This is a genomic window from Hespellia stercorisuis DSM 15480, assembly GCF_900142165.1.
In the GTDB taxonomy this organism is placed as follows: domain Bacteria; phylum Bacillota; class Clostridia; order Lachnospirales; family Lachnospiraceae; genus Hespellia; species Hespellia stercorisuis.
This window is the reverse complement of record NZ_FQZY01000012.1, coordinates 86,478-99,760: the sequence shown is the minus strand read 5'-3', so window position 1 is coordinate 99,760 and position 13,283 is coordinate 86,478. Positions and strand designations below refer to the sequence as shown.

Annotated in this window: 11 protein-coding genes and 1 pseudogene; 2 read left to right on the top strand and 10 right to left on the bottom strand. The window is 45.9% G+C overall.

The features are described from left to right. The coding region (locus BUB85_RS04895; protein ID WP_143160660.1) for an IS66 family transposase at nt 1–302 on the top strand (302 nt) is incomplete at its 5' end. Between the two features lie 314 nt (nt 303–616). Here BUB85_RS04895 and BUB85_RS04890 read toward each other — a convergent pair. After that, nucleotides 617–1,099 (bottom strand): MarR family transcriptional regulator, encoded by a 483-nt coding sequence (locus tag BUB85_RS04890; protein WP_073106199.1) that lies wholly within the window; start codon nt 1,097–1,099, stop codon nt 617–619. Nucleotides 1,100–1,450: 351 nt separating this feature from the next. On the opposite strand from BUB85_RS04890, the gene BUB85_RS04885 reads away from it, so the two are divergent. Further along, entirely contained in the window at nt 1,451–2,659 is a 1,209-nt protein-coding gene (locus BUB85_RS04885) for a MalY/PatB family protein (RefSeq protein WP_073106194.1), read from the top strand. Between the two features lie 117 nt (nt 2,660–2,776). On the opposite strand, the gene BUB85_RS04880 is transcribed toward BUB85_RS04885, so the two are convergent. From BUB85_RS04880 to BUB85_RS04840, 9 genes and pseudogenes are all read right to left on the bottom strand, one after another. Next, nucleotides 2,777–3,151 (bottom strand): RidA family protein, encoded by a 375-nt coding sequence (locus tag BUB85_RS04880; RefSeq protein ID WP_073106191.1) that lies wholly within the window; start codon nt 3,149–3,151, stop codon nt 2,777–2,779. A gap of 96 nt (nt 3,152–3,247) precedes the next feature. Then, entirely contained in the window at nt 3,248–3,613 is a 366-nt protein-coding gene (locus BUB85_RS04875; RefSeq protein ID WP_084533916.1) for a DUF6465 family protein, read from the bottom strand. 113 nt (nt 3,614–3,726) lie between these two features. Next, nucleotides 3,727–4,539, bottom strand: coding sequence for a 2-amino-4-hydroxy-6-hydroxymethyldihydropteridine diphosphokinase (folK, locus tag BUB85_RS04870; RefSeq protein ID WP_073106188.1), 813 nt, complete (start codon nt 4,537–4,539; stop codon nt 3,727–3,729). Nucleotides 4,540–4,639: 100 nt separating this feature from the next. Then, a complete protein-coding gene (gene folP, locus BUB85_RS04865) occupies nt 4,640–5,473 on the bottom strand; it encodes a dihydropteroate synthase (protein WP_073106185.1) in 834 nt (277 codons plus the stop codon). Further along, entirely contained in the window at nt 5,473–6,093 is a 621-nt protein-coding gene (locus BUB85_RS04860; RefSeq protein ID WP_242945354.1) for an HD domain-containing protein, read from the bottom strand. The genes folP and BUB85_RS04860 overlap by 1 nt, the downstream gene beginning before the upstream one ends. A 17-nt stretch (nt 6,094–6,110) precedes the next feature. Further along, entirely contained in the window at nt 6,111–6,662 is a 552-nt protein-coding gene (gene folE, locus BUB85_RS04855) for a GTP cyclohydrolase I FolE (RefSeq protein WP_073106183.1), read from the bottom strand. Next, the gene (locus BUB85_RS04850; protein WP_073106181.1) at nt 6,649–7,953 is read right to left on the bottom strand and encodes a bifunctional folylpolyglutamate synthase/dihydrofolate synthase; all 1,305 of its coding nucleotides are present in this window, start codon (nt 7,951–7,953) and stop codon (nt 6,649–6,651) included. The genes folE and BUB85_RS04850 overlap by 14 nt, the downstream gene beginning before the upstream one ends. An 881-nt stretch (nt 7,954–8,834) precedes the next feature. After that, nucleotides 8,835–11,459: a pyruvate, phosphate dikinase gene (gene ppdK, locus BUB85_RS04845; protein ID WP_073106177.1), complete on the bottom strand. Its 2,625-nt coding sequence runs from the start codon at nt 11,457–11,459 to the stop codon at nt 8,835–8,837. 179 nt (nt 11,460–11,638) lie between these two features. Then, nucleotides 11,639–13,039 (bottom strand): annotated as a pseudogene (locus BUB85_RS04840) (aminopeptidase); the annotation flags it as partial. Between the last annotated feature and the right edge of the window lie 244 nt (nt 13,040–13,283).

Here is a 13,283-nt window from a genome sequence, read left to right as displayed (position 1 = left end):
AGCGTGGTCGAAAGAAAAAGACCAAGGTACTAAATCTAATTGACAGACTTGTGAATTACAAGGCATCAGTCTGCTTATTTATAAAGAATCTCTGTGTTCCGTTTGATAATAACCTTGCGGAACGTGATTTGCGCATGATTAAGGTTAAAACCAAGGTCTCAGGATGTTTTCGCAGTGAGGAAGGCGCACAGGAATATCTTACAATCATGAGCTATATTGGGACTGCTCATAAGCATGGAATAAATGCTTTTACAGCAATCAGAGAAGCCCTTTTAGGGAATTCCGATATCATCTTTAACTAATGGAGTTCTGAACAGTTACAATATATCATATAAAAAACGCTTTTGCAAATATCGTTTTCGTCCTTTTATACTGAGTAAATATTCCGCAAAATCAGTCCTCTCCCGCCTGTACATATCACCCCAAAATCACCTTTCAGAGTTCCGTCATGCAGTCTGCAGCAACACGCACAAGAAAAATTGTTCCCACTGCATCTTTCAGTTGTTTCCCCGTGCTTATACATCATAAAAAATAAATGCCTCTTTTTCTTTAAAATGTCACAGAATCCCCTTTTTCGTGTAATGAAACGCTATAAAAAAGCATCTGCGTTTGATGATTACTCTTCCAGCAGCTTTGTATATTCTGCTATCACTTTATAAAAAGTATCCAGTTCCTCAACCGAACAGGTCTGCAGCAATTGACTTGTCGTCTGCATAATGTCAATTAAATCATAATGCTTATGCTTTGTGCTGCACTTCACACCTTTTTCCGTCGCATACAGCAGGATGCTCTTTGCATTTCCGTCTTTCTTCTGCCCTACAATATATCCCCACTCTATCAGTTTTTTTAATTTCTGCGAAATAGCTCCTTTTGTACGGTTATTTACTTTCGCCAGTTCCGTCACTGTAATTCCGGGATTCTCCTCGATTTTTGTCAAAAGATGCACTTCCACCATGGTCATCAGCTGTCCGTCACCATAATCGTTTTTCTTTGCCATCAGGGCACTGTATAAATCCACGAATTTATAGAGCGAATCCGCCTTTCCATAGATATTCCTTACTATCTCGTCGAAGTGATCTGTATTTGCATTTTCTGCCATGTTTCCCCCTTCGCTTTCTTCCATCTGCACTCAGCAGTTTCTGGTTGTATTCGGTCGACACACTCGGCCCAATACCATCATTTCAAGCTTATTTTCATAACGGATTATACATGTTTCCCTCGAATCACGCAATCATTTTGACACATAAGGTCACTTTTTCGTCGTTATTAACAATATGAACTTCCTTGTGTACATAATACATGTTTCGCCTATTTCCAGATATTTATTTGCATTCTGTCAATAAAAGTGGTATGCTACTTTTGGTTTAGTAGCTACATTATTTGTTCGTCGACAACAAATAACGCTTTCATACCAGTCAATTTAAGTAACAGTTAAGGAGAATAACAGATTATGAAATACGATTTTACTACCATAATGGACCGCAGCGGCAAGGATGCCATCGCAGTGGATCTTCCAAATATACCGGGGATGGCTCCTTCCAAACCGAAAGAAGGCTTCGATCAGATTCCTATGTGGGTTGCCGACATGAACTTCCCGGCATGCCCCACTATCCCAGAAGCAATCATCGAGCGTACCAAGCATCCGGCTTATGGATACTTTTCACCACGCAAAGAATATTATGATGCAATTATCAACTGGCAGACATCCCGTAACGGATTTACAGGTCTCACAGCCGACATGATCGGTTATGAAAACGGAGTACTCGGCGGCGTTGTCGCAGCACTGAATGCTTTCACTACACCCGGTGATTCTGTTCTGGTCCACAGTCCCACATACATCGGTTTCACACATGCCATCGAAGACTGCGGGCGTAAGATTGTCCACAGCCCATTAAAATTGGACGAGAACAATGTATGGCGCATGGATTATGACGACATGGATGCCAAGCTCAAGGCAGACAATATTCACATTGCCATATTCTGCAACCCGCACAATCCTGCCGGACGCTGCTGGGAGCAGGAGGAGATTGCAAAAGCCCTGGAGGTATACAAGAGAAACCAGTGCATCGTAATCTCTGATGAAATCTGGTCAGACATTATCCTTTACGGGAATAAACATGTGCCGACACTGATGGCTGCCGAGGACGCAAAAGAACGTGTAATCGGTCTCTATGCGCCGTCCAAAACCTTTAACCTGGCCGGACTGATTGGTTCTTATCATATCGTTTACAACAAGTTCCTCCGCGATCTGATGGAATCTGCAGGATCAAGAACCCATTACAACTCCATGAACGTTCTGAGCATGTATGGGCTCATGGGCGGATACACTCCGGAAGGTGAACAATGGGTTGACGAACTTCGCGAGACAGTTGCCGGAAATATTGATTACGCCTGCAATTATATTTCAGAACACTTCAAAGGCATCAAATTCAGTAAGCCTGAAGCAACGTATATGCTGTTCCTCGACTGTGAAGAATGGTGTCGGACCACAGGGAAAGATATTGATTACCTGCTAAAGGCTGCCTGGGATGTAGGTGTTGACTGGCAGGACGGTCGCCCGTTCCATGGCCCATACGCAATTCGCATCAATTTCGCTCTGCCTCTGAGCCGTGTAAAAGAAGCGATGGAGCGTCTGGATAAATACGTATTTAACGTATAATTCACCTATTGGTTCAGCGTCCGCAGTGTCACAGAAAAAGGTACATATCTCACCGTGAGTATATGTACCTTTTTCTTGTCTATAAACTTTTCAGTTTCCACTTTCCTGCATTAAAAACTATTTTTTAGCGATGCACTCGATCTCGATTGCTGCGCCCTTCGGAAGTGCTGCAACCTGAACTGCGCTTCTTGCCGGGAACGGCGCACTAAAATAGCTTGCATATACTTCGTTCATCGCACCGAAATCAGCCAGATCCGTCATGAATACGGTTGTCTTTACCACGTTGTCCATGGTCATTCCGTTTTCCTCAAGAATTGCCTTCAAGTTATTCAAAGAGTTCTTCGTCATCTCCACGATGTCTTTTCCCATCTCACCTGTTGCAGCGTCGATTGGAAGCTGACCTGAGCAGTATACCTCTGTTCCTGCATCAATGCCCTGTGAATAAGGTCCAATAGCTCCCGGAGCCTTTGTTGTTGCAATTGCATTCTTCATTTTTTCTACCTCCATTTTTTTGATGTAGCATCTAAACGATGTTATTATACCATTCCTATACCTCGTGTGCAAGTAGGTATTTGGATATTCCTGCACCTATAATGTGATTTTGAAGTCTTCAGAGCCTTCACCATTCACAACATAGTATGCTGCGTTCTCCTCCGCAACAATATACAAATCAATAGATTCAATGGCTGTTCCCTCATGGGACTGTGTGAATGCATCTTTCGCGAGCTGCATCACCTCATCCATCTTCACCTTTTTTCCTGCAAATTCAAACGTAACTGTCTCTTTCGTCACTGCAGGCTGCACTGTATCCACCGTTGTCACTGCTGCTGGAACACTGCTCTGGCTTCTCTCCATAGTCCGTTGTTTTTTAATTGCTCTCTTACTTCTTGTCATATTTTCCTCCCACTGTAAACTATTATTCACGCTCCCCTGAACTCCGGGAACCGCGGGCATCTTATCGTTTCCTGATCATCCATTTGCCGATATGCCATAACCAGGTCACTCGTAATCCGCTATCATATTATAACGCTTTTGCGCGCTTATCACAAGCGATTGTTCTGACAAAACTATCCCAGGGCATTCCACAATTCCTCTACGGTCTTTCCCAGAAGCGGATGCCGCTTGTATGGACAAAGCTGCATAAGCGGCTGCAGCACAAAGCTCCGAAGCTGCAGTTCCACATGCGGAACCGTCAGCAGCTCCGTCGAAATGACCGCATCGTCATAAAACAGAATATCCAGATCCAGTGTCCGCGGTCCCCAGCGGACAATCCGCTCTCTCCCCGCCTGCGCCTCAATCTGCTGAAGCAACTGCAGCAGTTCCTCCGGCGGAAGAAGTGTCCGAAGCTTCAGCGCTCCGTTTAAAAATGTATCCTGTTCCACACCGCCATAAGGTTCCGTCTCAATATACTCCGAGACACGGACCACCTGGCAGCCCTCCACTTCTCCAAGTGCCTCCACAGCGTGATCGAGAAAAGCTCTCTTATCGCCCATATTAGATCCCAGGGCAATATAGGCCTCATGCCATCCTCTGGTAATTTCCACCGACACATAATCCAGCGGAAGTCCTACCGGTGCCCAGGGTTTTTTTATTTCCAGCTGGATTTTTTCCAGATGCCTGGTCTCAAGCAGCAGCTTCCTGGCAAGCTGCTCCGCCACAGTCTCGATCAGCTTAAATGTATGCTGCTTCATAAAATCCGTAATGACATGGCTGACTTCTCCGTAGTGAATAGATTCGGAAAGCTCATCTTCAAGCCCCGCCTTCCTGGTATTTGTAAAGAGTGTAGCCGATACCAGGAACTTCTGTCCCAGTACATTCTCCTCCTGAAATACTCCATGATTACAAAACACTTCCAAATCTCGTATTTTTATCTGATCCATCTGATTCTCCATCCATTTTATGTCTTATCCTTAGTTATTCCAACCGCTGTGCGATCTGTGCGGCCTGCCTGCCCATTGCAGACATGCTTTTCATACCATTTTATTTTCGGTTCACCGCCGTAGCTTTGCCGCTCCCGAGAATCGCCTCCGTCATCCTAATCGCCCTCGCATTTTCCCGGATATCATGAACACGCACAAAGGAGGCGCCCTTCATCACTCCAATCACCGTGGTCGCCACAGTTCCTTCCACCCGCTCCGTGGCAGGGAGATCCAGAGTCAGTCCAACTACCGATTTTCTCGACGTTCCGAGCAGCACCGGGCAGCCAAGATCCTGTAATAATTCCAGATTATTGATTGCCTCCAGATTCTGCTCATAGGACTTTGCAAAGCCAACACCGGGATCCAGCATGATCTTGTCCATGGCAATTCCCGCCTGCTTCGCAATATCCAGCGTCTCCCGCAGATCTGCAATCATATCCGTCATAAATGCCTGATATACTGCCTCCCTGCGATTGTGCATCAGACAGCAGGCAGTCTTTGTATCTGCGATAACTTCCGCCATCGCCGGGTCAGCCTTCAATCCCCAAATGTCGTTGATCAGATCCGCACCGGCCTCCGCTGCCGCTCTCGCCACCGTACTCTTGTAGGTATCCACAGATACAGGAATCTGAAACTCTTCTTTGATTCTTCGAATCACCGGAACCACTCTTTCTATCTCATCCTCATCAGAAATTCTGGTGTAACCGGGTCTTGTGGACTCTCCTCCCACATCAATAATATGTGCTCCTTCTTTTATCATCTCTTCCACATGGCGAAGCGCACCGGCCTCATTGTTCCATCTGCCCCCGTCCGAAAATGAATCCGGGGTCACATTCAGAATCCCCATAATATATGTATGATGTTCTGTGTCAAACATCTGATTTCCTATTCTCATCACAACTCCATTCTCCTCTTCTCGACAACCTTATAGCATTCATCCTGCGCTTTGCACGCGAAACAGATCCGGGACATCTTGTCTGCCCGGTATAACAGTCCTTTCAGATTCCTCTCACCTTTTATTTCCGCATTCCTGTGGTTTGCGATTGCATCCAGGATCATCTCGCGATCCGGCTCCTTGAATCCACATTCCTGCATAATATCGCTCGCAATAGGAAGTCCCGCCTGTTCATGCGGAACATTCTGCGTATACTGTATGTGCCGTCCAACGTCATGCAGCAGCGCACACGCATAGATACAATCTTTTTTTATCCCGCAGGACTCCTCTAGATTCAGGATATATGCCAACCTTGCGACATCCAGGAAATGTGTCATATCATGTCTGCAGAAAATGCGTTCCTTCTCGCACTCCTCGATTTTCTGTAAACAGGAACGGTAAATACGATTCTGCAGGATTCGATTCACCCGCTCCATCTCCGTTCCCCCAGTTTTCACAGTTGCTGCTGCCCGGCCTGCTGAATTTCTTTTTTCTATCATACTCGTTATCGCATTCTTCTTTTCCGCTGCACTTAACGCTCCCATCGAGTCTGCCGCTTTTATCTTTTTTATTTCTTCCATGTCTTCCACATCTCCGATCACTTCACCAACCGAAAGAATTTGTTCTGCAGCTGCTCATTCTCGTCGAACACGCCTCTCGTCACATAGGTCACCGTCTGTGCTCCCGGTTTCTTTACGCCCCGCATCGTCATGCACAGATGCTCTGCCTCAATCATCACCATGACTCCCTGTGGCTTCAGATATTCTACAAATGCATCTGCAATCTGTGCCGTAAGTTGTTCCTGTATCTGCAGTCTCTTCGCAAAAATCTCCACAGTTCTGGCAATCTTGCTGAGTCCCACTACACTTCCGTCCGGTATGTATGCCACATGTGCCTTCCCATAAAACGGCAGCATATGATGCTCACACATGGAATAAAATACAATGTCTTTCTCCAGCACCATCTCATTGTTATCCACATGAAACCGCTTTGAGAGAGGCTCCTCTGCACTCTGTGACATCCCCCCCGCGATTTCTCCGTACATGCGTGCAATTCGATCCGGAGTTTCCAAAAGCCCTTCCCGGTTCACATCCTCCCCGATTCCCTCCAGAATCAGCCGTACGCCCTCTTTTATCTTATCTTGATCCATTTCTATTACCTCTGTTTTCTACAATTCTTGTGATGTCTCCCAAAAAAGAAAGAGAGCCAAATGCAATCGTCACGCCTTCTTCTCCCGCGAGTTCCAGACTTTTATCCACTGCCTGATCCAATGTATCTGCCGTCTCCACCGAAGAATGATACTTTCTCCACACATTCGCAAGCTCCGCTGCATCCATCGCGCGGTCATTTTCCGGCGTCTCTATCGTGATGACATGCTCCGCCAGGGGCGCTGTCAGGCGAATGATTTTTTCATACTCCTTGTCCCGGAAGACTCCCATAATATAATAAATCTTACGTCCCGGGAAATATGTTCTGACAGATTCCGCAAGCACCTGTGCCGCTGCCTCATTGTGCGCTCCGTCTATGATAAACACAGGATTTTTCTGAATTACCGTAAAGCGTCCTCTCCAGACCGCATTCTTCATCCCGCGGTACACCGCCTCATCCGGTATTTCTAATCCAATACCGCGCAGTGCCTCAACCGTTTCCAGTGCCAGCACCGCATTGGGAATCTGGTAAACTCCCGCAAGCGAAATCTCCATATTCTTCCAGTTCCCATATGTAAACTGCTGTCTCTCACAACCATAGCTGACCGCCGTCACGGCTTCTGGCTTCACGATGCGGCAGCTGCACTGCTTCTGACTGCAGACCCTGCGGATCACCGTCAAAGCCTCCGGCTCCTGATATCCCGTCACTACCGTTGTCTCTGGTTTGATAATTCCGGCTTTGTTCCCCGCAATCTCCTCCAGAGTATCCCCCAGAAATCCCATATGATCCCTGCTGATCTGGGTAATCACCTCCAAAATGCTTGTACGCACAATATTGGTGGCATCCTCCAGCCCTCCGAGCCCTGTTTCCAGCACCACATAGTCACAGTTCATCTCCTTGAAATATAAAAATCCAATGGCTGTCTCCACTTCAAAAACAGTAGGGTGTGCCTTTCCCTCCGCGACCATCTCCTCTATGATATGAGAAACTACCGTAACAAAACGGGAAAGAGCCGCCTTTGTAATCTCCGCCTCATTCACCTGAATCCGTTCTTCATAGCTGAATAGTGTTGGAGATACGTACCTGCCGACCACATAACCAGCCTCCTTCAAGACCGTCGAGATATAAGCCAGCAAAGACCCTTTCCCATTTGTTCCGGAGATATGGATAAACTTCAGTGTATCCTGTGGATTTCCCAGTCTTTCCAACATCTCTCTCATATTTTCCAGCCCCAATACACTTCCGTATTTGGAAATATCTTCCAAATATACTTTTGACTCTTGATAATTCATGATTTCCTCCGATAAATCGGATATTCTAAATCCGCTTTATTCTTTCCATATGAATGATTCCTGACTTCGCCGCCTCCTTGACCGGAAACATCCACGTGTCTTCTTTTTTATAATTGCTATCATTATAGTACACTTGTCTTTCTTATGCAACCATTCTGTCAGTTTCACCGTCTACATCTGTCAGTCTCACCGTGTAATCCAGATGCGACAATTTTCCGAAATAATCAAGTGTTCCGCCTTTATCCTCTTCTTTTTCTGTCGTTAGTGAAAATAGTATCCGGTAAACGAGCGTCTACCACCACGCCAGAATAGTCTGACTATTTATATTTTTTCTTATTTTTATCTATTTTCTTCTTTACAAACCATCCTTTGTGTGATATCATGAACTTAACAAAAAGAAAGAGAGGACAGACCACCGGACAACTAAATCTACAAAATCCATACTATTAAAGAAAGAGGTAAAGGCCAATGTACTAATCAGACGAATCATTAAAAAACTTTTGAATTTCACTATTTGAGATAATAGTTTCAGATAGATATCAAATGAATAAGGAGGGTAAACCAATGGACGGATTTAGTCATTAAAAATCCACTGTATTAAGAAAAAAATACAGTGGATTTTTTCATGATCTTAGTTCCGTTTATTTTCAAATTCCCTTCTGATGCCTGAACATGAATCGGTTCTAATGACTCACCTTCGTTTGACTAAGAACAAATAACATAACTATCTCTTTTGTGCAAACTTGAGAAAGACCTCAAAATCTAGAATCTCTCCTAAATCTCAAGGTCTCTCTTCTTTCCTCTGTCTTCTCTCTCCAAGACTGTCCCTTTTTTGCACTTGGACATTAACGACTATTGCATCTTAACAAGAAAGAGAACACCTACTTACTATTGAGTGCTGCCTGCGCTGCCGCCAATTTTGCGATTGGTACGCGGAACGGGCTGCATGAAACGTAGTCTAATCCTATTGTGTTGCAGAACTCTACCGATGTAGGATCTCCACCATGCTCTCCACAGATACCGATGTGAAGCTCCGGACGAGTCTTTTTACCAAGCTCAATTGCCATCTTCATGAGTTTGCCGACACCATCCTGATCCAGTCTTGAGAACGGATCACTCTCGAAGATCTTCGCATCATAGTAAGCATCTAAGAACTTACCTGCATCGTCACGTGAGAAGCCGTATGTCATCTGAGTCAGATCGTTAGTACCGAAGCAGAAGAACTCAGCTTCTTTTGCGATCTCGTCAGCTGTGAGGGCTGCTCTTGGGATCTCGATCATAGTACCTACTTCGTATTCCATATCAGAACCTGCTGCTGCGATCTCAGCGTCTGCTGTCTCAACAACAAATTTCTTAACGTATGCAAGCTCTTTTTTGTCTCCTGCAAGCGGGATCATGATCTCCGGTTTGATTGTCCAGTCCGGATGAGCCTTCTTTACATTGATGGCTGCGCGGATCACTGCAGATGTCTGCATCTTTGCGATCTCCGGATATGTGACAGCAAGACGAAGTCCTCTGTGTCCCATCATTGGGTTAAACTCATGTAAGCCGTCGATGATCTCTTTGATTCTCTCAACAGTCTTGCCCTGGGCATCTGCTAATTTCTTGATATCATCTTCCTCTGTAGGAACAAATTCATGAAGCGGCGGATCCAGGAAACGGATGGTTACCGGATTACCCTCAAGAGCCTCATACAACGCTTCAAAGTCTCCCTGCTGTACCGGAAGGATCTTAGCAAGTGCTGCTTCTCTCTCTTCCAGTGTGTCAGCACAGATCATCTCACGGAATGCATCGATTCTGTCGCCTGCAAAGAACATATGCTCTGTACGGCAGAGACCGATACCTTCTGCACCGAGCTCACGAGCTTTCTTCGCATCCTCAGGTGTATCTGCATTGGTTCTTACTTTCATGGTTCTGTACTTATCAGCCCATTCCATGATTCTTCCAAATTCGCCGGCGATGGTAGCGTCTACAGTCGGCAGTGCGCCGTCGTAGATATTACCTGTAGTACCGTCAAATGAGATTACATCTCCTTCATGATACTCTTTTCCGCCAAGCTTGAATACTTTATTCTCCTCATCCATCACGATATCAGAGCATCCAGATACACAGCATGTTCCCATACCACGCGCAACTACAGCTGCATGGCTTGTCATACCGCCGCGGGCTGTCAGGATACCCTGTGCCGCCTTCATACCTTCGATATCTTCCGGAGAAGTCTCCAGACGAACAAGTACGATCTTCTCGCCTTTCTCTGCCCACGCTTTTGCATCGTCGGCTGTAAATACAACCTTACCGGATGCCGCACCAGGTGCTGCTGCAAGTGCTCTTGCAATCGGTGTCGCTGCCTTCACTGCATTTGCATCAAACTGTGGGTGCAGAAGGGAGTCTAAGTTTCTCGGATCGATCATCAGTACAGCCTTGTCCTCTGTGATCATGCCTTCGTCAACTAAGTCGCAGGCAATCTTCAGAGCTGCTGCTGCTGTTCTCTTACCGTTACGTGTCTGTAACATATACAGGTGCTTGTCCTCAATTGTGAACTCCATATCCTGCATATCTCTATAATGATCTTCCAATGTGTGGCAGATCTCTACAAATTGGTCATAAACCTCTGGCATAACATCCTTCAGCTGATCGATGTGCTGTGGTGTACGTACACCGGCAACTACGTCCTCGCCCTGGGCATTCATAAGGAACTCACCCATAAGCTTCTTCTCACCTGTAGCCGGGTTACGTGTAAATGCAACACCTGTTCCGGATGTCTCACCCATGTTACCGAATGCCATCATCTGAACATTAACAGCGGTTCCCCATGAATACGGGATATCGTTGTCACGACGGTAAACGTTGGCACGTGGGTTGTCCCATGAACGGAATACAGCTTTGATAGCTCCCATCAGCTGCTCTTTTGGATCTGTTGGGAAATCCTGACCGAGTTTTTCTTTGTACTCAGCTTTGAACTGGTTTGCTAATTCTTTTAAATCATCTGCTGTAAGTTCAACATCCTGTGTAACACCACGATCGGCTTTCATCTTATCAATGAGTTCTTCAAAGTACTTCTTGCCGACTTCCATAACTACGTCAGAATACATCTGGATGAATCTTCTGTAGCAGTCCCAGGCCCAGCGAGGATTCCCTGACTTCGCAGCGATAACGTCAACAACCTCTTCATTCAGACCAAGGTTCAGGATTGTGTCCATCATACCCGGCATAGAAGCTCTTGCTCCGGAACGAACAGATACCAGAAGCGGATTCTCTGTATCACCGAATTTCTTCCCTGTGATCTCTTCCATCTTCACAATTGCGTCCATAATCTGACCCATGATCTCATCATTAATCTGCTGATCATCTTCATAGTACTGTGTACAAGCCTCTGTCGTAATTGTGAATCCCTGTGGTACCGGGAGACCCAGGTTTGTCATCTCTGCCAAGTTAGCGCCTTTTCCACCGAGAAGGTTTTTCATCGTTGCATTACCTTCTTTGAATAAGTAAACCCATTTTGCCATTGTTCATGACCTCCTATATTTTATTTTGCCATATGAAATGAAAATGTGCCGCTTGTGTAACATGTATAAAATATTACCAGGCCGCACATCATATTTTATATGTTTTTACATAGTTCGTCAAGCCTTTTAGGTGAAAACAATGTGTGAAAACCAGCTTGCGGACTCCCGTTGAGATTCCTTTATAATGTTTCCGTTTCCAAAAATACCCTGTATCCTCTCACCGCCTCATACACATCTGCCTTGCTTGCCACCTCCCAGGGTGCATGCATGCATAAAACAGCCACTCCGCCGTCAATGACCTCCATGCCGAAATTGGCCAGAATGTAGGCAATCGTTCCGCCGCCTCCCAGATCAACCTTGCCAAGCTCTGTCATCTGGTAGGTAACCTGGCTGTCATCGAATATTTTTCTCAGTTTTGCTATATACTCTGCATTGGCATCGTTAGAACCCGATTTTCCTCTTGATCCTGTAAACTTCGTGAGCACCAGACCTTTTCCAAATTCTGAGGCACTTCTCTTCGTGTAGGCCGCACTGTACATTGGATCATAGGCTGCACTCACATCAGAAGAAATCATCTGGGAGTTCGCCATGGCACGGCGCAGTTTCAGTTCAGAGAACTGACCGGTCAGTTCCATCACCTCCGCCACTGCGTTTTCAAAGAAGCGGGAATGCATACCAGTCGCACCCACACTCCCGATCTCTTCCTTATCTACCAGAATACAACACGCGGTCTGTTTCACTTCCTTTTTCTCAAGCATCGCTGCCAGAGACGTATACGCACAAATTCTGTCATCCTGTCCGTATGCCATGATCATACTGTTGTCAAGACCGCAGTTTCTTGCCTTTCCTGCCGGTACAATCTCCAATTCCGCAGACTGGAAATCAGCCTCCTCGATTCCGTACTTATCCTTCAAAAGCTTCAGGACATTGGCTTTTACGGCATCTTTTTCCTCACCCACCAGCGGTTTGGAGCCGATCAGAAGGTCCAGATTTTCTCCCTCTACCACTTTGTCTGCTTTCTTGTCCATCTGCTCCTGCGACAGATGAATCAGAAGATCTGTCACAACAAATACCGGATCCGACTCCTCCTCACCGATAATGATATTTTTCTTTGTTCCGTCCTTGAATGCAACCACTCCGTGAATGGCAAGGGGCAGGGTCACCCACTGATATTTCTTGATTCCTCCATAATAATGTGTGTCGAAATATGCCAGACCGGTATCCTCATATACCGGATTCTGCTTCAGGTCAATGCGCGGGGAATCGATATGAGCCCCGAGAATACGCATTCCCTTTTCCATCGGCTCTGTGCCGATCTGGAACAGTACAACGGTCTTATCCATGCATGTACTGTAGACCTTGTCCCCGGCTGCCAGTTTTCGACCGGACGCGATGACATCCTGCAGATCCTCATAACCGGCTTCTTTTGCCAGACGAACTGTCGCCTCCACACTTTCTCTCTCCGTCTTTCCCTCATCCAGGAATCGACGATACCCGTTGTTTACTTCCTCCAGTTCTCCGAGCTGCTCCTCGGAATATACTTCCCACAGATTTTTTGTTTCCATTTTGTTTTCCTCCTGTTGTTACATTTTAGTCACCATTCAGAACTAGTACAGCGTCCTCGAAATAACTAGACCGAATTACTTGCGGTACGCTGTACTAGACATACCTGACTGTTCTGCGTACACGGGCATAACGGTTCCACTTAACTGCTGTTTTGACCGCCTGCACATTTCATTTACCGGATAAATCGGACACGCACAAACTGATGTCGTTCTGAATCGTCGCATATGTTATTTATTATAGTACATTTTCTCAATTTAT